Here is a 20,237-nt window from a genome sequence, read left to right on the forward strand (position 1 = left end):
CCCGCGCCGCGTCAGTCGCGGTGTGACTTGCCCGGCAGGTCCAGCATCCGCTGGAGCGCCACGAGGGCGTGACGCTCGGTCTCGTCGTCAACGGTGATCTGGTTGACCACCTGACCGGCCACGAGTGACTCCATCACCCACACGAAGTGGGGCAGGTCGATGCGGTTCATCGTCGAGCAGTAGCAGACGTTGCGGTCGAGGAACACGATGTTCTTGTCCGGGTGGGCCCGCGCCAGGCGTTGCACGAGGTTGAGCTCGGTGCCGATGGCCCAGGTGGTGCCGGGGGCGGCCGCCTCGACGGTCTTGATGATGAACTCGGTCGAACCGACGAGGTCGGCCTTGAGGACCACCTCATGGGTGCACTCGGGGTGGACGAGGATCTTGATGTCCTCGTGCTGGGCGCGGAGGTCATCGATGACGTCGACGGTGAAACGTCCGTGGACCGAGCAGTGGCCCTTCCACAGGATCATCCGGGCCGACTCGAGCTCCTGCTGGGTGAGGCCCCCGCCGGGCTGAAGGGGATCCCACACGACGCAGTCGTCGAGGGAGAAGCCCATCTTGAGCACCGCGGTGTTGCGGCCGAGGTGCTGGTCGGGGAAGAAGAGGATCTTGGCGCCCCCGTCCAGATGAGCCTTCTGCTCGAAGGCCCACTCGAGCGCGACGTCGGCGTTGGAGGAGGTGCACACGACGCCGCCGTTGCGGCCGCAGAACGCCTTGATGTCCGCCGAGGAGTTCATGTAGGTGACCGGCACGATGCTGTCCTGGACACCAGCGGCGGCCATCGCGTCCCAGGCGTCCTCCACCTGACCCAGGCGGGCCATGTCGGCCATCGAGCAGCCAGCGGCCAGGTCGGGCAGGATCACCACCTGGTCGTCGGAGGTGAGGATGTCGGCCGACTCGGCCATGAAGTGCACCCCGCAGAAGACGATGAACTCGGCGTCGGGGCGCCCGGCCGCGTCGCGGGCCAGCTTGAACGAGTCACCGGTCACGTCGGCGAACTCGATGACCTCGTCGCGCTGGTAGTGGTGGCCCAGCACGAACACGCGATCCCCGAGCGCAGCCTTGGCGGCACGCGCGCGGGCGACCAGGTCGGGGTCGGAGGCCGACGGCAGCTCACCCAGGCACTCCACGCCGCGCTCAGCGGTGAGGTCGCGGCCCTTGCCGAGGGGGAGCAGGGGGAGGTCGACGAGACTCATGGCTACACCTTAGTGGCGGGTGTGCGAACGCAGGCGTGACAGCCAACCTCCTCGGTTCGACCGGCAGACGGTCAGCTCGCCTTCGTACCCACGAACCGGACCACTGGTGATGCACGTGCCCAGGCAGCCGGAACTCGGGGCGCGAGCGGGGGTCTCCACCCCGCCCGCGTCCCGTGTCAGGAGCGGGTCCGTCAGCTGGTCAGTCCGCGGATCAGGGCGCCGTCTGCGGTGTCGCCGTTGAGCTCCCAGAAGAAGGTGCCGCCGAGCCCGCGCTGCCGGGCCCAGGCCGCCTTCGACTTCAGAGTGGACGGGGTGTCATAGCTCCACCACTCCGAGCCGCACTTGGCATACGACGTCCCTGCCACGGTGCCCGTGGGCGGGCAGCGTTGGGCGAGGACCTTGTAGTCCTCGATGCCGGCTTCGTACGTCCCGGGTGCGGCGCCCGTGGCAGAGCCGCCCGGGGTGCTCTGGGTGACACCGGTCCAACCGCGTCCGTAGAACCCGACACCCAGCAACAGCTTGCGTGCTGCGACACCGAGCTGGGTGAGCTTGTTGATGGCCTGCTCGCCGTTGAAGCCGGCACGCGGGATCCCGGGGTAGTCGGTCAACGGCGAGTGCGGGGCCGTGGGCCCCGTCGGGTTGAAGGCGCCGAAGTAGTCGTAGCTCATGACCATGTAGAAGTCGACGTACTGAGCTGCTGCGTCGTAGCCGCCAGCCTCGATCTTGCCGCCGGCGGTGCCGTCGGCAGTGATGGCCGATGTCACGAGCTGCGTGCCGAACCTCGTGCGCAGCGCCTTCATCAGGTTGGGGTAGGCCGCGCGCCCGCTGGTGTCACAGGAGAGACCGCACGAGTTGGGGTATTCCCAGTCGATGTCGATGCCGTCGAAGACCCCGGCCCAGCGCGGGTCGTTGACGAGGCGGTAGCAGGAGTCGGCGAAGGCGGTCGGGTTCTGCGCGGCCTGGGTGAAGCCGCCGGACCAGGTCCAGCCGCCGAATGACCACACGACCTTGAGGTGGGGATTCTTGGCCTTGAGCTTGCGCAGCTGGTTGAAGTTGCCGCGCAGCGCACCGGCGTCCCAGCTGTCGGCCACGCCGTCGACGCTCTCGGCGGCCGAGTGGAACTTGTCGTATGCCGCATAGGAGTCACCGACCGTGCACTGACCGTTCTGCACGTTGCCGAATGCGTACACGATGTGTGTCAGCTTCGAGGCCGAACCGCTCGTCGCGATGTTCTTCACGTCGTAGTTGCGGTCGTAGACACCCCACTCGGTGAAGTAGCCGACGACCTTCTCGCCGCTGGTGGGTGGCGTCGTCGGCGTCGGCGTGGGCGTCGGAGTCGGAGTGGGGGTCGGGGTCGGGGTCGGGGTCGGTGTCGGCGTCGTGCCGCCACACGCTCCTTCGTCTGCCCACACCCCCCACTCGCCGGTGGTGCCGGGGCGCTCGTTCTGGGTCCACCACTTGGCCCGCCAGGCGCGCCCGTTCAAAGTGACCTTGTCGCCGCCGACGTAGACCGCTGTTGCCGACCACGTGGCGGAAGGGCAGGTGACGGCAGCGCTTGCGGGTTGGATCGCACCTCGTGGCAGCGCGAGCATGGCTGCGACCAGGACGAAAGTGCCCAGCAGGGCGATGAGGACCGCAGTGCTGCGAGCACCGATCGGACGGACTGATCTGAGAATCGATTGCATGTTGGCCTCCAAGGCCCGAGAGAGAGGATTTGTAAAGTGATCTAACAAATAACTTTCCTCATGAGGGTAGATCGGCGGGTGCGCGCTGGTCAACGGTGGGGACGCATCGAGATGATCGGGAGACCCGTGCAAGGCTTTGACGCATCGGCCCCACGAGCGCATCGGTGCTCGGGCCAGGAGGAGGAGTCGTGGCACGACGAGGTGAGGTCCTGGCGCTGGTGCAGGCGGGCGGGCAGGGCGGACGGATGGACGTGCTGACCCGCGAGCGTGCCAAGCCTGCTCTGCCGTACGCCGGCGTCCACCGGCTCATCGACTTCGCCCTGTCCAGCCTGGTGCACGCCGACCTGTCCGACGTGTGGGTCTCGCTCGAATACCAGGTGACCTCCATCGACGAGTACCTCTCCGGCGGCCGTCCCTGGAGCCTGGACCGCAACCGGGGCGGCTTCCGGCGCATCGTCCCGCAGACCGGGACGGGGCCGGCGACCGAGAGCGGCTTCGCCCACGGCAACGGCGACCTGTTGCTGCGGATCTCGGCCGATCTCGAGGCCTCCGGCGCCTCCACCCTCGTGGTGTGCAGCGCCGACCACGTCTTCAACATCGACCTGGGGCCGGTGATCGACGAGCACATCGCCTCAGGCCGCGTGGCGACGGTGCTGACCACCGAGGTCACCAAGCGCGACGCGTCCGACAACGTCGTCGTGGTGACGAAGCGGGACGGCACCATCAGCGCGGTCGAGCACAAGCCGTCGCAGCCCTCGAGCACCACGGTGGCCACCGAGATCTTCATCTACGACATGGCCATCCTGCTCCCGACGCTGCGTGAGCTCCGGGCAGAGCTCTCGGGCGAGCAGGTCGACGACGACAGCGGGCTGGGCGACTTCGGCGAGCACCTGCTCCCGAGGCTCGTCGAGACCGGCCAGGTCGTCTCCGTCCCGATGACCGGCTACTGGCGCGACGTGGGCCAGCCGCGTCTCTACCTGCAGTCGCACCGAGACCTGCTGGCGGACCGGGTGGACGTGTTCGACCACCCCGGCCGACCGGTGATCGCGCACTGGCCGGACCGGCCTGCCGCTCGGGTGCGCTCGGCCGGGTCGTGCAGCAACTCCCTCCTCTCACCCGGCTGCGACGTGTCCGGCGAAGTGGTCGACAGCGTGCTGGGCCCGGGTGTCGTGGTCGAGAAGGGTGCGGTCGTGCGGGACAGCGTGCTGATGGAGGGCTGTGTCGTGCGAGCCGGGGCCGTGGTCCACACCGCCGTCGTGGATGAGCGGTGCGAGGTGCTGGCCGGTGCGCGCCTCGGAGCGCGGCCGACCGCCCGCCTGGCTCGCGACGAGGACATCGTGCTGGTGGGTCGCGACTCGCGGGTCGGTGGAGAAGTGGCCGCCGGCGCGAGGCTGGAGCCGGGCACCGACACGGGTCGCTAGAGCAGCGACCCGTGGTGGAGGTAGGGCGAGGGCGGCTTCATGCCGCGCAGGCACAGGTAGCCGCTCTGGTGCAACGACATCCGGGCCGCCATCCCGACGTCGACGGCCCACTCGTTGGCTGCGGTGATGTGGTGGACCGACACGCTCGAGCCCGGCGTCGACGAGCCGAGCGCCTCCCACATGACGTCCTGCGCCGTACGCCGGGAGGTCCCGGCAATCAGGCAGGGCGAGCCTGACTCGTCGACGTACGCATAGGCGGCTGCGGCGCTGCGTTCGCACACGACCAGGCGGAACTGCTGGAGCAGCAGCTCATGGTCGGAGAGGTGGGCGGCTCCGCGAGTCTGCCGGTCGATCGAGTTCAGCAGGTCGATGTCGCCGGCAGAGCCCTCGCGCACCCGTTCGATGGCGGGGATGGCGTCGCGGTCCACCACCCCGGTGAGGAACATCTGCGGGTGCAGGCTGAATCCGGCGAGCCGATATCGGCGTACGGCGCCGGGATCCGCGCTGGCCGCGAACATGCCCCGCAGGCAGCCCCGCCCGTGGTGCATAGCGGCCGCCAGGAGCTGGTGGCCGATGCCCTGGCCCTGGTGCTCGGGCCGGACCGCGAACGACGCCAGGATCCACATGAGCTCACGGACCCGGGAGATCGCGCCGCCGACGACCTCGCCGTCCACGTCCGCCACCCAGCAGCCCCCGGGGTCGGTGACCAGCGCCTGTCCCGTACGCCGCATCCAGGCGCCGTTGCGGGCGGCCGGCCGCGGCTCGGGGTCGGGCCACGAACGCTGGAAGGTCCGGGCGTCCACCTCGTAGTAGCTGATGGCAGTGATGGCGGCCATCGCCTCGAGGTCGGTCTCGCGTGCGGGCCGGATGAGTGCCTGTGCCATGCGCGACATCCTTGCGCAGCGGGCCACCCACCGATGAGACAGGATGGCCGCCATGCGCGTGCTGATCGCCCCCGACAAGTTCGCGGGCACCCTGACGGCCGTCGAGGCGAGCGAGGCCATCGCCCGGGGCTGGGCTCGGCGATCGCCGGACGACGTCCTGGACCTGGCCCCGATGGCCGACGGCGGTCCAGGCTTCGTCGACGTCCTGCACGCCGCCCTGGGCGGCGAGCTGCTCGCGGTCACCGTGGAGGCGCCGCACGGCGAACGCGTCCCGGCTACCCTCCTGTTCGTCGAGGACGTCGCCTACATCGAGACCGCCCAGGCAGTCGGCCTGCACCTGATGGACGGGGGCGCCGAGTTCGGCTCCAGCAACGGGGTGGGCGAGCTGATCCTGGCCGCAGTCGAGTCGGGTGCCCGCAAGGTCGTGGTGGGTCTCGGCGGGTCCGGGACCAACGACGGGGGTGCCGGTGTGCTGGCAGCCCTCGGTGCGACGTCCGACGGCATCCTGGACAGCGGCGCGATCGCGCTGGACACGGTCACCGCCGTCGACCTCGCTCCCGCCAGGGAACAGCTGGCAGGAGTCGAGTTGGTCGTGGCCTCCGACGTCGACAACCCCCTGACCGGAATGTTCGGCGCGACCAAGACCTTCGGGCCCCAGAAGGGGATCGACGAGGACCGGATCGTGGAGGTCGACGGGTGGCTCGAGACGTTCGCGGCGGCCACCGATCGGCGCACCAGCCTGGAGAAGGGCGCCGGCGCGGCCGGCGGGATCGGGTTCGCCCTCCTCGCCCTCGGGGCCTCCCGCGAGCCCGGCATCGCGCTCGTCGCGCGCCACGTGCGCCTCGCCGAGCGGGCCCGCGCTGCGGATCTCGTCATCACCGGCGAGGGTGCCTTCGACTTCTCCAGCCGATCCGGCAAGGTGCCCTACGGGGTCGCGGAGATCGCGGCCGCCGCGTTGCGACCGTGCGTCGCACTCGCCGGCCAGGTGCTGGTGGGTTCGCGGGAGATGCGGGCGTTGGGCATCGAGTCGGCCTACTCGCTGGTCGACCTCGTGGGCGAGGAGCGGGCGTTCGCAGACCCGTCGGGTGCCCTTGCCGAGTTGGCCGAACGTACCGCTCGCACCTGGTCGCGCTGAGGCTCAGTCGTCCGGCTCGGTCTCGGAGTCGCTCTCGGATCCCACGACCGTGAAGTCGCGGTCGAGCTGTACGTCGACCTGGTCGCCGTTGTCGAGGGTGACCTCGACCTCGTAGTAGCTCTCCTCGTCGCCGACCTCCGTCTCGGTGACCGTGCCGCCACCGGTCTCGGCGAGGGCAGCCTCCTCGGCCTGTTCGAGCGCCGGACCCTGGATCGGGGTGTCGGAGGCGTCGTCGTCACCGGATGCTCCGGCCACGGCAGCTCCGGCACCACCTACGACGATGACGGCGGCGGCTGCTGCGGCTGCTGCCTGCTTCGAGCGATTCATCGGGAACTCCTTGGATGGTGGCTGTGGTGACTGACCAGTTCATCGTGCACCTCGCGCCCTGAAGCCACGCTGAACGAGCAGTCAGCGGGCGTTCAGCGCGCCTTCAGCCGATCCGTGTCACCGTGGCACGGTGCGCATCTTGGTGGTGGAGGACGACAAGCGGGTCGCGCGCGCCCTCAAGCGTGGCCTCGAGGGCGAGGGCTTCGCGGTGGACGTCGCCTTCACGGGCGAGGACGGCCAGTGGCTGGCGGCGGAGAACCCGTACGACGCGATGGTGCTGGACGTGATGCTGCCCGGTCTCAACGGGCTTGACCTGTGCGTGGGGTTGCGCGAGGCCGGCAACTGGACGCCCATCCTGATGCTCACCGCCAAGGATGCATCCGACGACGAGGCCCAGGCGTTGGACAGGGGTGCCGACGACTTCTTGACCAAGCCTTTCTCGTACGTCGTCCTGGTGGCCCGGTTGCGTGCTCTCCTGCGGCGCGGTGGGGGCGTGCGGCCCGCCGAGCTGGTCGTCGGTGACCTGAGACTCGATCCGGCCGCACACCGCGTGTGGCGCGGCGACGCCGAGGTGCCGTTGACCCCTCGGCAGTTCTCATTGCTGGAGTTCTTCATGCGCCGTCCCGGGGAGGTGCTGGCAAAGACCGAGATCCTCGAGCACGTCTGGGACTTCGCCTTCGACGGCGACCCCAACATCGTCGAGGTCTACGTCCGTCAGCTGCGACAGCGGATCGACCTCCCCTTCGGCAGGACCGCCCTCCAGACCGTGCGGCTCGCCGGCTACCGGCTGGATGTGGACGGTGGCTGACAAGGCAGCTGGTCGGCTGCGACTGCGCCTCACCGCCGTGGCCTCGCTGGTGCTGGCGATGATCCTGTTGCTGGCGTCGGTGCTGATCGTTCTGCTCTTCCAACGCTCGGTCCATGCTGCGGCCGACGACCTGACGAGGTCACGTGCTCATGACGTCGCGGCCTCGTTCGAGGCCGGAGTGCTTCCCGCGGTGCTGACCGAGGTCGGTGACGACTCCGTCGGCCAAGTGGTGAGCGAGGACGGGCGGGTGCTGGCCGCCTCCGTCAACCTCCGCACCTCCGGTCCGATCACCGAGCGCACGCCCGACGGCCAAGGCGCCGAGGCCTTCGACCTGGAGGACGTGCCCGACGACGACGAGACGGAGGACTTCCGTGTCTGGGCCATCTCCGCGCAGGGCCCTGAAGGATCGGCCGTTGTCTACGTCGGCCACAGCGGGGAGGCGGTCAACGAGAGCATGTCCAGTCTCGTCGCCTCGTTGGCCTTGGGCCTGCCGCTGGTGCTGGTGGCGGCGACCGTGCTGCTCTGGGTCCTCATCGGCAGGACGCTGCGACCGGTCGAGGAGGCGCACCGTCGCCAGCGCACGTTCGTCGCGGACGCCGCTCATGAGCTGCAGAGCCCGCTGACGGTCTATCGCACGTCCTTGGAGGTGGCCATGGAGCACCCGGTTGACACCGATTGGACGCTGACGGCTCGTTCTCTCCTGTCCGAAGTCGACCAGATGGAGCAGCTCGTTCGAGACCTGCTGTTCCTCGCCCGGCAGGACGGAGCGCCAGTGGCCCACCGTCTGGTCGACCTCGACGATGTCGTCCTCGAGGAGGCTCGACGGTTGAGGTCCAGCGCGCGCGTCGAGATCGACACGTCGGGTGTGAGCGCCGCCCCGGTGACCGGCTCACGGGCCGACCTCGGCCGATTGGTCCGCAACCTGCTGGCGAACGCCGACCAACATGCGGCCTCACGGGTCAGCGTGCGCCTCACGAGTGACGCTGGTGGCGCCCGGCTGGTGGTGGCCGACGACGGGCCGGGAGTCCCTGCCAGACTTCGCGCCCATGTCTTCGACCGCTTCTGCCGGGGCGATGAGGCACGTGCCCACGAGACCGGGAGCACTGGGCTCGGGCTGGCCATCGTGCGTGCCGTCGCCGAACGCCACGGGGGGACGGCGCAGCTTGACGGGGCCTCGCCCGGCGCTACGTTCGTCGTCTGGCTCCCTATGCGTGAACACCGGCAACAAGGCGGGGAATAACCCCAGATGTGCGACCATTGATGAAGGCAACCGCCCGACAATCTTTGGGAGCACCACATGACCGAGCAGCTCGAGACCACCACCGAACGCCGCACCGACCAGATCAACCTGAGCGATGTCGCTGCGTCCAAGGTCAAGAGCCTCCTCGAGCAGGAGGGTCGCGACGACCTGGCCCTGCGCATCTCCGTGCAGCCTGGCGGCTGCTCCGGCCTGCGCTACCAGCTCTTCTTCGACGAGCGCACCCTGGACGGCGACGTCACCACCGACTTCGACGGCGTGACCGTCGTGGTCGACCGGATGAGCGTCCCCTACCTCAACGGTGCGCAGATCGACTTCGTCGACTCGATCGAGAAGCAGGGCTTCACCATCGACAACCCCAATGCCACCGGTTCGTGCGCGTGCGGTGACTCGTTCCACTGACCCCCTGACCCACAGCACCACGAAGGCCCCCGTCCGAGGACGGGGGCCTTCGTCGTTCGACAGGGGGGTCGGGCTGATCAGTCCAGGTGGAGGTGCAGCGCGTTGGCGAGGCGTGCCGCTGCGTCGCTCACCTCGATCTCGCGCTTGCGGATCTCCGAGGGGTAGTCATCGAAGTGGATGCTGGGCGGGGTGCTGACCGCAGCGCGGGCCGCGCGTTCGAGCCTGAGGTTGGCACCCATCGCGCGGCAGTCGGCGGCCATCTCCGGGGTGGGGGAGAGCTCGTCGTGGATCAGGTGGGAAGCAGCAGTGCGACGGGTCATGACAACGACGATATGGGCTACTCGTGCGTAGGCTCGGGTGTACCCACAGGTAGTGTTCGCGCGTGCCTCTCCTCATCGCCGGATCCATCGCGACCGACCATTTGATGTCCTTCCCGGGCAAGTTCTCCGACAGCCTCGTGGTGGACCAGCTCGACAAGCTGTCGGTCTCCTTCCTGGTCGAGGACCTCGAGGTCCGTCGAGGTGGCTGCGCCGCCAACATCTGCTTCGGCCTGGGCAACCTCGGTCTGAGGCCCGTGCTCATCGGGGCCGTCGGGGAGGACTTCGCCGAATACCGCTCCTGGCTCCAGCGCCACAACGTCGACTGCGACTCCGTCCACGTCTCCCAGACGAGGCACACCGCGCGCTTCGTCTGCACCAACGACAGCTCCCACGCCCAGATCGCGAGCTTCTACGCCGGTGCCATGAGCGAGGCTCGGGAGATCGAGCTCAAGCCGATCGTCGACCGTGTCGGCGAGCCCGACTACGTCCTGATCGGGCCTGACGACCCCGAGGGCATGCTGCGTCACACCGACGAGTGCCGCCAGCGCGGCTACAAGTTCGTGGCCGACCCCTCGCAGCAGCTCGCCTTCGGCGACGGGAAGATGATCCGCCCGCTGATCGACGGCGCCGAGATCCTGTTCTCCAACGAGTACGAAGCCGAGCTGATCACCCAGAAGACCGGCTGGTCGCCCGAGGAGATCCTGTCCCGCGTGGGCACGTGGGTCGTCACCCTCGGCGCGACCGGGGTCCGGATCGACCGCCAGGGCGAGGCGTCGATCACGGTCGACGCTGTCCCCGAGATCGAGAAGGTCGAGCCCACCGGCGTGGGCGACGCATTCCGAGCAGGCTTCCTCGCGGCCCTCGGCTGGGGTCTCTCGCTCGAACGCGCCGCTCAGCTCGGTTGCCTGCTGGCCGTCTACGTCGTGGAGCAGGTCGGCACGCAGGAGTACGTCCTGTCCCGGGCCGACTTCCTCGATCGCTGCACGGCGACGTACGGCGCAGAGGCGACAGCGGACATCGATCCGCACCTCAAGACCCTGCACCCCTGAGGGTCCCGGCTCAGCTGAGCCGGCGGACGAGGTAGCGGGCAGCACCGTCGGTCGCCGTGTCTGCCCCGACGAACTCCTGACCGCGCATACGGCACCAGGCGGGGACGTCGACCCGGGCGGCGGCATCGGTGGCAACGACGGCGATGGTCTGCCCGACCTCGACGTCCGCGAGGTGCTTGGCCAGCTCGATGACCGGCATCGGACACAGCATCGTGCGGCAGTCGAGCTCGAGGGCGGGCTCCAGCGCGTGCTCGGGCGTGCTCACAGTCCCACCCGGGAGCGGAGGCCGGCGATGACGTCGGGCAGCGCGTCGCAGAACGCGTCGACCTGCTGGCGGCTGGCGTCGCGCTGCAGCGAGAGACGCACGTTGCCGTGGGTCAGCACGCCCATCGCCTCGAGGACGTGGCTGGGGGTCAGCGTCGATGATGTGCACGAGGAGCCGCTGGCGACCCCGAAACCGCGACGGTCGAGCTCGTGGACCAGTGCCTCGCCGTCGAGGTAGAGGCACGAGAAGGTGACGAGGTGGGGGAGTCGGTCGACGGGGTCGCCGACGACCTCCACGTCGGTGACCTCGGCTGCGACGCGCGCCCGGATCACGTCGATGAGCTCGCGGTGCCGGACGTTGACCTCGTCGCGCTCGGCCACCACGGCCTGGAGGGACGCGGCCGCCGCGAGGATGGCAGGCACGTTCTCGAAGCCGGCTGTCCGCACGTCGACGCGGTCGTCGTCGGGGAACGGGTTGCGCCAGCGGGAGCCCTTGCGCACCAGCAGGATGCCGACCCCTGCTGGTCCGCCCCACTTGTGTGCCGACCCGGCCGCGGCGCTCCAGCCGTCGGGAAGCGGGAGCCGTCCCATGGACGCGCAGGCGTCGGTGAACAGGGGCGCACCGGTCTGCTCGCTGGCCGCTTCGACCGGCTGGATGGTGCCGACCTCGTGGTTGGCGCTCTGGACCGCCACCACGCCCGCCGTCGACGGCAGGTCGGAGAGGATCACGCGACCGTGCGTGTCCACGGGGACCGAGAGCGGCGTGCCCGCCCATCGTGCCGCGTGGAGCACCGCTGAGTGCTCCACGGCGGTGTGCGCGATCGGGAGTCCGTCGCGCAGCCCCCGGTGGGCCAGGCCCAGCAGCCCCCGGTGGACGGCCTCGGTGCCGGTCGCGGTGAAGGACACCTCGTCGGGGCGTACGCCGAGTGCCTGGGCGGTCGCCTCGCGGGCATTGTCGAGCAGCAGGCGCGCGTCGCGGGCCGATCCGTGCAGGCGTCGGGGATCGGCGTACCCACGCTCGAGGGCTGCCAGGTAGGACTCCCGGGCAGCCGGGTGCAACGGCATCGAGGAGGCTGAGTCGAGGTCCGTGCTCACCTGCCGAACGTAGTCCATCGTCCGCGGCGGGGCCGCGGAGTTCGTGTGGGCATCGACACCCCACCCACCACCGTGGTGAGTGGGTGAAGGGGGCTAGAGTTTGCCCAGTCGAGACTGGACTGAAGAGAGAGGCTCGTTCGTGGGTCTGCAACTCCCCAAGCGTGCACCCGTGCCTGCGCGTCGGCTTGCCGCAGGCGCACTCATCGGGGCGCTCCTGCTCCTCCTGAGTGCATGCGGCGACGCCGTCGAGAAGGGGCAGTGGTCGCGCCTGGCGATGCCGGAGCCTGCTACCGAACAGGCGCCCGCCACGCTCGAGCTGTGGAGGTGGGCCTGGCTCGCGGCCATGATCACGGGCGTCATCGTCTGGGGCCTCATCTTCTGGGCCGTCGTGAAATATCGCCGCCGCAGCGACGACGAGATCCCCGTGCAGACGCGCTACAACCTGCCGCTCGAGATCTTCTACACCATCGCGCCGATCATGATGGTGATCGTCTTCTTCTACTGGACCGTCAACGTCCAGAACGAGGTCACCGACATCGACCCCGAGCCTGACGTGACCATCGAGGTGGTCGGCCAGCAGTGGTCGTGGACCTTCAATCACGGCGTCGGTGAGCCGACGGGCTCGCCCACCCCGGACACGAAGAACGACGAATACCGCTACGACAGCTACGTCTACACGGTCGGTGACCAGCGCAACCCCCCGACCCTCGTGCTCCCCGTCGACCAGATCATCCAGTTCAACCTGCACTCGCCCGACGTGATCCACAACTTCGGTGTCGACTCGTTCCTGATGCGGATGGACGTCATCCCGGGCCGCGTCAACAGGTTCCAGGTCAACACGACACGCATCGGTGACTACAGCGGCAAGTGCTACGAGTTCTGCGGGGCCGACCACTCGCGGATGCTCTTCGACGTCAAGGTGGTCAGCCAGGCTGACTACGACGCCTACCTCGCCGACCTGGCCGAGCAGCGCTCCGAGTCCGACGGTCCGCTGCTCGGCGGCTCCGAGACTCGGACCCAGACCGGACTCGCCGAGGACGACGACCAAGAAGGGGGCCAGGAGTGACCGCCACCGCGACACCCGGCACCACACAGACCACCGCCACGGGCGGCAAGACCCTGGGTCAGCAGCTCGTCCGCATGATGACCACCACGGACCACAAGCTGATCGGCAAGATGTATCTCGCCACGGCCTTCGTGTGGTTCATGGTCGGCGGCGTCATGGCGATGCTGATCCGTTCCGAGCTGGCCTACCCGGGCAACCAGGTCGTCAACGACGAGCTCTACAACCAGCTCTTCACCATGCACGGCACGATCATGCTGCTGCTGTTTGCGACGCCGCTGTTCTTCGGCTTCTCCAACGTGGTCATGCCGCTGCAGATCGGCTCGCCCGATGTCGCGTTCCCGCGGCTCAACATGTTCAGCTTCTGGTTGTTCCTCTTCGGCGGCATCATCGCTGCCTCGGGCTTCCTGACCCCGGGAGGCGCCGCCGACTTCGGCTGGACCGCCTACACGCCGCTGTCGGACTCGGTGCGCTCACCCGGCGCGGGTGGTGACCTGTGGATCATGGGTCTGTGGATGGCCGGTCTGGGCACGATCCTGGGTGCGGTCAACTTCATCACCACCATCATCTGCATGCGCGCGCCCGGCATGACGATGTTCCGGATGCCGATCTTCGTGTGGAACACGCTGATCACCTCGCTGCTCGTGCTGATCGCGTTCCCGATCCTGGCCGGCGCGTTGCTGATGCTCGAGGCCGATCGCCAGCTCGGGGCGCACGTCTTCGACGCCTCCAACGGCGGACCGATCCTGTGGCAGCACCTGTTCTGGTTCTTCGGCCACCCCGAGGTCTACATTATCGCGCTCCCGTTCTTCGGGATCGTCTCGGAGGTCCTGCCGGTCTTCAGCCGCAAGCCCCTCTTCGGCTACGTCGGGCTGGTCGGCGCCACCCTCGGGATCGCGATCCTCTCCGTGGCGGTGTGGGCCCACCACATGTTCGTCACCGGTGCCGTGGACCTGCCTTTCTTCTCCGGGATGACGTTCCTCATCGCCGTACCGACCGGGGTGAAGTTCTTCAACTGGATCGGGACGATGTGGGGCGGCAGCCTGTCCTTCGACACCCCGATGCTCTGGTCGGTCGGGTTCCTCGTCACCTTCCTCTTCGGTGGCCTGACGGGCGTCATCCTGGCCAGCCCGCCGCTCGACTTCCACGTGACGGACTCCTACTTCGTGGTGGCGCACTTCCACTACGTCGTCTTCGGGACCGTGGTCTTCGCGATGTTCGCCGGCTTCTACTTCTGGTGGCCCAAGATGACTGGCCGGATGCTCGACGAGCGCCTCGGCAAGCTGCACTTCTGGTTGCTCTTCGTCGGCTTCCACACCACCTTCCTGGTCCAGCACTGGCTGGGTGTCGAGGGCATGCCGCGGCGCTACGCCGACTACCTCATTGAGGACGGCTTCACCACCCTCAACCAGGTGTCCACCATCGGCGCCTTCGTGCTGGGCGCATCGACGTTGCCGTTCCTCTACAACGTCTACGTCTCGAGCAAGGCGCCCCTGGTGCTGGTCGACGACCCGTGGGGCTGGGGTCGCTCCCTGGAGTGGGCCACCAGCTGCCCGCCCCCACGGCACAACTTCGTCACCATTCCCCGCATCCGCTCCGAGTCGCCTGCCTTCGACCTCCACCACCCGGAGATCGCGATGCTGGAGCTGGACGAGAACGACGCCGAACGCCGCGGCGACTTCGCCGACGCCCCCGACGTCCAGGGCCGGCAGGAGACGCTGAAGGCCCGCATCGAGGGTGACCTGGTCGACGGTGACGCAGACAGCCACGCCGACCGTGCGCGCGAGCAGCGCGACCCCGAAGGAGACAGCCGATGAAGCAGGAAACCTGGCTGTTCGCCGTCTGCACCGTGTTCTTCGTCCTCATCGCCCCGGCCTACTGGCTCATCACGAGTGACTGGACCGGCACCTCGGCGCTCACCATGACCGCGCTCCTGACCCTGATGGTCGCGCTGTACCTCGGCGTGCACGCGGCCAAGATGGACCCGCGGCCCGAGGACCGCAAGGAAGCTGAGATCGCCGATGGCGCGGGAGAGCTGGGATTCTTCCCGCCCTACTCCTGGTGGCCGCTGTGGTGCTCCCTGACCCTGGGCACGTGCGTCTACGCCACGGCGATGGAGGCCTGGTGGCTCTTCATCATCGGCGGCGTCCTCGGCATGGTGACGCTGTGCGGCTGGGTCTTCGAGTACTACCGCGGAGAGCACGCGCACTGAGGTTCGCATCCTGAGGCTCACGTGCTGGGCACCGCGCACTGACGTTCCGGGGGGAGCACGCATGGCTGCAGGTCGTGGCTCACTTCGGTCGCGGCGCCTGCACCGGCTGAACGGTGCGGTGGCCTCCGTCCTGTTGGTGACGTCCGTTGCTGCCTGTGACGTGGGGGAGGAGCCCGACAGCGCCCCCGGTTCCCGGGACGAGGAGCAACGCCCGGCCCCCGTGCCGCCGGTCCGGGTCGGCACGAACATCGCCGACCTGCGCGCCGCCGACATCGGAGAGCCGCTGCGGATCGATGCCTCCCAGGGCACGCTGAAGGACGTCACGCTCGAGACAGCCGACGGGACCGTGCTCCCGGGCGAGCTCGACGACGGTGCCTGGCAGCTCTCCTCGCGGCTCGAGCCGGGCACCGACTACGTCGCCACTGCCCGGGCCGAGCGAACGGACGGCGAGGTCGACACCTTGGTCGTGCGGTTCCACACGGAGGACCTGACCCTGGAGGAGCAGACCTATCCGTCCGTCGCGCCCCTGGCCGGGGAGACCGTCGGCGTCGGCATGCCGGTCATTGTCAGCTTCGACGTCGCCGTCGCGGACAGGGCGGCCTTCGAGCGGCACATGATCGTGACGAGCACTCCCGCCCAGCCGGGCTCCTGGCACTGGTTCAGCGACCACCTGGCCCACTGGCGTCCACGGACCTATTGGCAGGCCGGCACGGACGTCACGGTCGACCTCGACCTGAACTCGATCCACGCAGGCAACGGCGTCCACGGCCAGGAGAGCCGCACGGTGGACTTCCACGTCGGGGACGCCAACATCTACAAGGTCAATGCCAGGACGCACCAGATGCAGGTCTTCTCCAACGCGAAGCTGTTGCGGACCGTCCCGATCACCACCGGGAAGGCGGGGTTCACGACGCGCTCGGGCACCAAGGTGATCATGGAGAAGTTCGAGACGAAGCGGATGAACTCCGAGACCGTCGGCATTGCCAGCAACGACCCCGAGGCCTACGACATCGACGACGTCCGGTGGGCCATGCGGCTGACCCACTCCGGAGAGTTCATCCACGCCGCGCCTTGGTCGGTGGGCTCCCAGGGGTCGGCCAACGTCTCGCACGGCTGCACGGGAATGTCGACCGCTGACGCCGGGTGGCTCTACGCGATGTCCAGGAGGGGTGACGTGGTCGAGTACACCGGCACCGACGCCCGGATGACCCTCGACAACGGGTACGGCGACTGGAACGCGTCCTTCAGCGACTACAAGGCCGGCTCGGCACTCAGCTGAGCCTTCGACAACCGAGCCAGCAGATGCGAAAGCCCCGGACCCTCAGGGGTCCGGGGCTTTCGTGGTCGACCTTGCGTCAGCGGGCCCGTGGGGGCTCGTCGACGGACTGGACCGTGGATCCGTGGAGCTCATGACCGGTCGAGTGATCGTCACCGGCCTCGAGCTCGTGGTCGTGCTGTGCATGCGCGTGCGCCTCGGCGAGCTCCTCGGCCGTGGGCTTCTGCACGTTGTGGCCGAACGACGCCTTCGACAGCTTGGCCCGCAGCGCCTGCACCCGCGACCCCGGAGCCACGACGCCGTTGGCGTCGGTGTCACCGTCGACGGAGTAGATCTCGTCGCGGTCACGCGCGGTGAGGGTGTACGCCGACGTCTCGCTGATCGGCAGGTGCCGCTCGGTGTAGCCGCCCTCGGCCGAGCGCATGATCACGCCGGTCTCGTAGCCGTGCAGGAGCTTCTCGTTGTCGTGCCGCTGCAACGAGATGCACCACCGGCGGGTGATGAAGAAGGCGATCGCCGGCCCGACGAAGATCATCACCCGCATGAAGTAGGTGATCTGGTTGATGCTCAGGTCGAAGGTGATCGCCAGCAGGTCGTTGCCGCCGGCGGCCCAGGCGAGGCCGTAGAAGGTCATCAACGACACCATCACCGCGGTGCGGGTCGGGGCGTTGCGCGGGCGCTGGAGCAGGTGGTGGTCACGCTTGTCACCGGTGATCCAGGCCTCGATGAACGGCAGCAGCATCAGCACCACGAGCATGAGCGGCGGCACGATGAGGATCGGGATCATGACGTTCCACGAGATCGTGTAGCCGAAGATCACCGACTCCCAGCCGGGCATGATCCGGAGCAGGCCGTCGGGCCAGCCCATGTACCAGTCGGGTTGGGAGCCGGCTGTCACCTTGGTCGGATCGTAGGGCCCGAACTTCCACACCGGGTTGATCGACAACAGCCCGCCCATGATGGCGGTGACGCCGAAGACGATGAAGAAGTAGCCACCGGCCTTGGCGGCGTACACCGGAAGCATCGGGAAGCCGACGACGTTCTGCTCGGTGCGGCCGGGGCCGGGCCACTGGGTGTGCTTGTGGTAGACGAGCAGGAGCATGTGGGCGGCGATCAGGCCGAGCAGCAGACCGGGGATCAGCAGCACGTGGACGATGTAGAGGCGCGGGATGATCTGGTCTCCGGGGAACTCGCCACCGAAGAGGAAGAACGACATGTAGCTGCCCACGACCGGGGTGGCCTTCAGGAAGCCGTCCGCGGCCCGGACGCCGGTGCCGGAGAGCAGGTCGTCGGGGAGCGAGTAGCCGGTGAAGCCCTCCAGCGTGCCCAGCAGGAGCAGCAGGCAGCCGATCACCCAGTTGAGCTCGCGCGGCTTGCGGTGGGCGCCCGTGAAGTAGACCCGGAGCAGGTGCACCATCATCGAGGCGACGAAGATCATCGCCGCCCAGTGGTGCATCTGGCGCATGAGGAGGCCGCCGCGGACATCGAAGGAGATGTTGAGCGTGGACGCCATCGCCTCCGACATCTCGATGCCGCGCAGCGGGTCGTAGGACCCCTCGTAGTGGACCTCGCCCATGCTCGGGTTGAACCACAGCGTGAGGAAGACGCCCGAGAGCAGCAGCACCACGAAGCTCCACAGGGCGATCTCGCCCAGCATGAAGGACCAGTGGTCGGGGAAGACCTTGCGGAGGTTCTTGCGCATCGCGGTCGCGAGACCGAGACGGTCATCGGCCCAGCCGGCGACCCCGCCGATCTTGGACGGCTTCGAGGCCGTCGCGGGGGTGGAGCCGTTGGTGCTGGCCACCTTGCTCGTGTCGAGGCTCATTTTTGCTTCTCTCGCTCCCAATAGCTGGCCCCCACGGGCTCAGTGAAGTCGCTCTGCGCGATCAGGTAGCCCTCGGAGTCAACGGCCAGCGGCAGCTGGGGGAGGGGTCGGTGAGCGGGTCCGAAGACGACCTTGGCCGAGTCGGCCAGGTCGAAGGTGGACTGGTGGCACGGGCACAGGACGTGGTGGGTCGTGCGCTCGTACAAGGAGATCGGGCAGCCCACGTGGGTGCAGATCTTGGAGTAGCAGATGACGCCGTCGATGGTCCAGTCCTCGCGGCCCTTGCCCGGCTTGATCTCGTCGGGCTCCATCTTGACGATGATGATGGCGCCCTTGGCCTTCTGGACCTGGAGGGGAACTCCCTCGATCTCCTCGTAGCCGTTCTCCTCGGTCGGGAAGAGCGCCTCGGGGGCGGCGTTGACGAGGTCGCCGATCTCGATCTCGGAGGCCTTGATCGGGGTGCCGAGGACGTCGCGGACCAGGCGCATGCCCGGCTTCCAGATGGTGTGCTGGAGCCCGGTGCCCTCCTCCTCGTTGGCGACCTCGGCGTTGCTCGGACCGAGGTCACGCAGCAGCACCACCGCAGGCAGGCCGAGCAGGCCGAGGGAGCCCAGCAGTGTGTTGCGGACGAGTGGCCGGCGGCCGATGCCCGACTCCTCGGCACCCAGCGAGAGCGCCGCGAGGGTCGCCTCACGGTCCTCGGCGCTGGAGGCTGCCGGGTGCCGCATCTCCACGATCTCCTGGTCGCCCATGAGCTTGCGGGCCCACTGGATGATGCCGATGCCGATGAAGAGCAGCGCACCGCCGAGGGTGAGACCGAGGGCCACCGTGGAGGCGCCCAACCCGATGAACGTGTCGAAGTTGTCGCCGATCTCCAGCGTGAAGTAGGCGACGACGAAGAGGACTCCGCAGATCATGGACAGGACGAACATCGCCGCGACCTGTCGCTCGGCGCGCTTCTCGAGGCGCTCGTCGACGTCGGTGGGGCGCCACTGGTGGGCGGGCAGACCGGGGTTGGCGATCGGCTCCTCACGGACGGCGAGGCTGCGATCGTGGCCGGGGGCGATGGCGTCGTCGTTGCCGGGCTCGATCATGCCTCGGCCCCTTCCTCGAGGTGCGGCGTCCGGGTGGTGCGGGTGGTGTGGGCGGCGATCCAGACGGCGAAGCCGACCAGCCCACCGATGCCGAGGAGCCAGGCGAACAGGCCTTCGGAGACGGGGCCGAGGCCGCCCATCCCGAAGCCGCCGTACTCGGGCTGGTCCTCGATGGTGTTGAGGTAGGCGATGACGTCGCGCTTGGCCTCCGGCGAGAGGTTGCCGTTGCTGAAGTTGGGCATCGCCTGCGGGCCGGTGAGGAGCGCTTCGTAGATGTACCTGTCCTCGACGCCCTTGAGGTTGGGCGCATAGCCGCCGCGAGGCATGGCGCCGCCGGAACCGTTGAAGTTGTGGCAGGCGGTGCAGTTGGTCAAGAAGATCTGGCCACCGCGGACGATCGCCTCTTCGCGCTCCTCCTCGGACAGGCCCTCGAGGGAGTAGTCCTCCTCGGACGGGATGGCCGGTCCGGGCGCCAAGGAGGCGACGTAGGCCGCCATGGCGGCGATCTCCTCCTCGTTGTAGACCACGCCCTTGCGGGGGGCCTGCTGCTCCGGTCGCGCCATCGGCATGCGCCCCGTCCCGACCTGGAAGTCGACGGCTGCGGCACCCACACCGACCAGGGAGGGGCCTTTGACCTGGCCCTCGCGGACCGTGGCGAGGCCCTCGGCGTTCTGCCCGTGGCAGGAGGAGCAGCCCACGAGGAAGAGCTCACGGCCCTCGGCGACGAGCTCCTCGTCGCTCATGGTCTGCTCGTCGGCCTGCGCCGGAACGAACGCGGTGTCGAGCACGGTGTACAGCCCGCCGGTGAGCAGCAGGCCGAACAGGAGCACGACCAGTCCAGCGACGGGTCCGCGGCGGTGCCGGGAGATCCGACCTGCGGAGCGGTTCAACAAACGCACAGTGAGTCCTAGCGGTCCGGGTCG

At 68.6% G+C, this 20,237-nt stretch carries 20 protein-coding genes; 10 read left to right on the forward strand and 10 right to left on the reverse strand.

Annotated elements, in window-relative coordinates; genetic code table 11:
* Nucleotides 1-11: 11 nt before the first annotated feature.
* The gene (gene nadA / locus VNJ48_RS05520; protein WP_325599905.1) at nucleotides 12-1,196 is read right to left on the reverse strand and encodes a quinolinate synthase NadA; all 1,185 of its coding nucleotides are present in this window, start codon (nucleotides 1,194-1,196) and stop codon (nucleotides 12-14) included.
* 191 nt (nucleotides 1,197-1,387) lie between these two features.
* Entirely contained in the window at nucleotides 1,388-2,881 is a 1,494-nt protein-coding gene (locus VNJ48_RS05525; protein ID WP_325599907.1) for a glycosyl hydrolase family 18 protein, read from the reverse strand.
* Nucleotides 2,882-3,069: 188 nt separating this feature from the next.
* Here VNJ48_RS05525 and VNJ48_RS05530 point away from each other — a divergent pair, with 188 nt between their 5' ends.
* Nucleotides 3,070-4,302: a glucose-1-phosphate adenylyltransferase family protein gene (locus VNJ48_RS05530; protein WP_325599909.1), complete on the forward strand. Its 1,233-nt coding sequence runs from the start codon at nucleotides 3,070-3,072 to the stop codon at nucleotides 4,300-4,302.
* On the opposite strand, the gene VNJ48_RS05535 is transcribed toward VNJ48_RS05530, so the two are convergent.
* A complete protein-coding gene (locus tag VNJ48_RS05535; RefSeq protein ID WP_325599911.1) occupies nucleotides 4,299-5,186 on the reverse strand; it encodes a GNAT family N-acetyltransferase in 888 nt (295 codons plus the stop codon). The genes VNJ48_RS05530 and VNJ48_RS05535 overlap by 4 nt on opposite strands.
* Nucleotides 5,187-5,238: 52 nt before the next feature.
* Between VNJ48_RS05535 and VNJ48_RS05540 the strand changes: the two genes are divergently transcribed.
* Nucleotides 5,239-6,321, forward strand: a complete 1,083-nt coding sequence (locus VNJ48_RS05540; RefSeq protein ID WP_325599913.1) for a glycerate kinase — start codon at nucleotides 5,239-5,241, stop codon at nucleotides 6,319-6,321.
* Nucleotides 6,322-6,324: 3 nt separating this feature from the next.
* On the opposite strand, the gene VNJ48_RS05545 is transcribed toward VNJ48_RS05540, so the two are convergent.
* On the reverse strand, nucleotides 6,325-6,648 hold the full coding sequence (locus VNJ48_RS05545) for a hypothetical protein (protein WP_325599915.1): 324 nt from the start codon (nucleotides 6,646-6,648) through the stop codon (nucleotides 6,325-6,327).
* A 130-nt stretch (nucleotides 6,649-6,778) separates the two neighbouring features.
* Here VNJ48_RS05545 and VNJ48_RS05550 point away from each other — a divergent pair, with 130 nt between their 5' ends.
* Genes VNJ48_RS05550 through erpA form a run of 3 tightly spaced genes read left to right on the forward strand, consistent with a single transcriptional unit; the run spans nucleotide 6,779 to nucleotide 9,116 of the window.
* Entirely contained in the window at nucleotides 6,779-7,456 is a 678-nt protein-coding gene (locus VNJ48_RS05550) for a response regulator transcription factor (protein ID WP_325599917.1), read from the forward strand.
* A complete protein-coding gene (locus tag VNJ48_RS05555) occupies nucleotides 7,449-8,696 on the forward strand; it encodes a HAMP domain-containing sensor histidine kinase (protein ID WP_325599919.1) in 1,248 nt (415 codons plus the stop codon). Before VNJ48_RS05550 ends, VNJ48_RS05555 begins: the two co-directional genes overlap by 8 nt.
* 57 nt (nucleotides 8,697-8,753) lie before the next feature.
* Complete coding sequence (erpA, locus tag VNJ48_RS05560; RefSeq protein WP_325599921.1) at nucleotides 8,754-9,116, forward strand: iron-sulfur cluster insertion protein ErpA; 363 nt, start codon at nucleotides 8,754-8,756, stop codon at nucleotides 9,114-9,116.
* A gap of 77 nt (nucleotides 9,117-9,193) precedes the next feature.
* Here the strand turns inward: erpA and VNJ48_RS05565 are convergent, their stop codons facing one another.
* Complete coding sequence (locus VNJ48_RS05565; protein WP_325599923.1) at nucleotides 9,194-9,436, reverse strand: hypothetical protein; 243 nt, start codon at nucleotides 9,434-9,436, stop codon at nucleotides 9,194-9,196.
* Between the two features lie 62 nt (nucleotides 9,437-9,498).
* Between VNJ48_RS05565 and VNJ48_RS05570 the strand changes: the two genes are divergently transcribed.
* Nucleotides 9,499-10,485 (forward strand): carbohydrate kinase family protein, encoded by a 987-nt coding sequence (locus VNJ48_RS05570; protein ID WP_325599925.1) that lies wholly within the window; start codon nucleotides 9,499-9,501, stop codon nucleotides 10,483-10,485.
* A 10-nt stretch (nucleotides 10,486-10,495) separates the two neighbouring features.
* Here VNJ48_RS05570 and VNJ48_RS05575 read toward each other — a convergent pair whose 3' ends face one another.
* Entirely contained in the window at nucleotides 10,496-10,750 is a 255-nt protein-coding gene (locus VNJ48_RS05575) for a sulfurtransferase TusA family protein (protein WP_325599927.1), read from the reverse strand.
* On the reverse strand, nucleotides 10,747-11,844 hold the full coding sequence (locus VNJ48_RS05580; protein WP_325599929.1) for a cysteine desulfurase family protein: 1,098 nt from the start codon (nucleotides 11,842-11,844) through the stop codon (nucleotides 10,747-10,749). The genes VNJ48_RS05575 and VNJ48_RS05580 overlap by 4 nt, the downstream gene beginning before the upstream one ends.
* A 169-nt stretch (nucleotides 11,845-12,013) precedes the next feature.
* Here VNJ48_RS05580 and coxB point away from each other — a divergent pair, with 169 nt between their 5' ends.
* The 4 genes from coxB to VNJ48_RS05600 all read left to right on the forward strand — a co-directional run bounded on the left by coxB (nucleotide 12,014) and on the right by VNJ48_RS05600 (nucleotide 16,398).
* Nucleotides 12,014-12,910 carry a cytochrome c oxidase subunit II gene (gene coxB, locus VNJ48_RS05585; RefSeq protein WP_325599931.1) on the forward strand — a complete coding sequence of 299 codons (897 nt, stop codon included), beginning with the start codon at nucleotides 12,014-12,016 and terminating at the stop codon, nucleotides 12,908-12,910.
* Nucleotides 12,907-14,724 carry a cytochrome c oxidase subunit I gene (ctaD, locus tag VNJ48_RS05590; protein WP_414689913.1) on the forward strand — a complete coding sequence of 606 codons (1,818 nt, stop codon included), beginning with the start codon at nucleotides 12,907-12,909 and terminating at the stop codon, nucleotides 14,722-14,724. The genes coxB and ctaD overlap by 4 nt, the downstream gene beginning before the upstream one ends.
* On the forward strand, nucleotides 14,721-15,119 hold the full coding sequence (locus VNJ48_RS05595; RefSeq protein ID WP_325599933.1) for a cytochrome c oxidase subunit 4: 399 nt from the start codon (nucleotides 14,721-14,723) through the stop codon (nucleotides 15,117-15,119). The genes ctaD and VNJ48_RS05595 overlap by 4 nt, the downstream gene beginning before the upstream one ends.
* Before the next feature lie 61 nt (nucleotides 15,120-15,180).
* On the forward strand, nucleotides 15,181-16,398 hold the full coding sequence (locus VNJ48_RS05600; protein WP_325599935.1) for a L,D-transpeptidase: 1,218 nt from the start codon (nucleotides 15,181-15,183) through the stop codon (nucleotides 16,396-16,398).
* 76 nt (nucleotides 16,399-16,474) lie between these two features.
* Here VNJ48_RS05600 and VNJ48_RS05605 read toward each other — a convergent pair whose 3' ends face one another.
* From VNJ48_RS05605 to VNJ48_RS05615, 3 genes are read right to left on the reverse strand one after another with little or no spacing between them, the layout of a single operon-like run.
* The gene (locus VNJ48_RS05605; protein ID WP_325599937.1) at nucleotides 16,475-18,220 is read right to left on the reverse strand and encodes a ubiquinol-cytochrome c reductase cytochrome b subunit; all 1,746 of its coding nucleotides are present in this window, start codon (nucleotides 18,218-18,220) and stop codon (nucleotides 16,475-16,477) included.
* The gene (locus VNJ48_RS05610; RefSeq protein ID WP_325599939.1) at nucleotides 18,217-19,314 is read right to left on the reverse strand and encodes a ubiquinol-cytochrome c reductase iron-sulfur subunit; all 1,098 of its coding nucleotides are present in this window, start codon (nucleotides 19,312-19,314) and stop codon (nucleotides 18,217-18,219) included. Before VNJ48_RS05610 ends, VNJ48_RS05605 begins: the two co-directional genes overlap by 4 nt.
* The gene (locus tag VNJ48_RS05615; protein WP_325599941.1) at nucleotides 19,311-20,213 is read right to left on the reverse strand and encodes a c-type cytochrome; all 903 of its coding nucleotides are present in this window, start codon (nucleotides 20,211-20,213) and stop codon (nucleotides 19,311-19,313) included. Before VNJ48_RS05615 ends, VNJ48_RS05610 begins: the two co-directional genes overlap by 4 nt.
* Nucleotides 20,214-20,237 lie beyond the last annotated feature (24 nt).

Origin of the sequence: Nocardioides sp. (genome assembly GCF_035576065.1) — a bacterium.
Lineage (GTDB): Bacteria > Actinomycetota > Actinomycetes > Propionibacteriales > Nocardioidaceae > Nocardioides.

Excerpts from the sequence above, each read along its gene's own strand:
- erpA (WP_325599921.1), top strand. The coding sequence starts at position 8,754 with ATGACCGAGCAGCTCGAGACCACCACCGAACGCCGCACCGACCAGATC.
- VNJ48_RS05595 (WP_325599933.1), top strand. The coding sequence starts at position 14,721 with ATGAAGCAGGAAACCTGGCTGTTCGCCGTCTGCACCGTGTTCTTCGTC.
- VNJ48_RS05545 (WP_325599915.1), bottom strand. The coding sequence starts at position 6,648 with ATGAATCGCTCGAAGCAGGCAGCAGCCGCAGCAGCCGCCGCCGTCATC.
- VNJ48_RS05565 (WP_325599923.1), bottom strand. The coding sequence starts at position 9,436 with ATGACCCGTCGCACTGCTGCTTCCCACCTGATCCACGACGAGCTCTCC.
- VNJ48_RS05610 (WP_325599939.1), bottom strand. The coding sequence starts at position 19,314 with ATGATCGAGCCCGGCAACGACGACGCCATCGCCCCCGGCCACGATCGC.
- VNJ48_RS05540 (WP_325599913.1), top strand. The coding sequence starts at position 5,239 with ATGCGCGTGCTGATCGCCCCCGACAAGTTCGCGGGCACCCTGACGGCC.
- VNJ48_RS05600 (WP_325599935.1), top strand. The coding sequence starts at position 15,181 with ATGGCTGCAGGTCGTGGCTCACTTCGGTCGCGGCGCCTGCACCGGCTG.
- VNJ48_RS05525 (WP_325599907.1), bottom strand. The coding sequence starts at position 2,881 with ATGCAATCGATTCTCAGATCAGTCCGTCCGATCGGTGCTCGCAGCACT.
- nadA (WP_325599905.1), bottom strand. The coding sequence starts at position 1,196 with ATGAGTCTCGTCGACCTCCCCCTGCTCCCCCTCGGCAAGGGCCGCGAC.
- VNJ48_RS05535 (WP_325599911.1), bottom strand. The coding sequence starts at position 5,186 with ATGGCACAGGCACTCATCCGGCCCGCACGCGAGACCGACCTCGAGGCG.
- VNJ48_RS05605 (WP_325599937.1), bottom strand. The coding sequence starts at position 18,220 with ATGAGCCTCGACACGAGCAAGGTGGCCAGCACCAACGGCTCCACCCCC.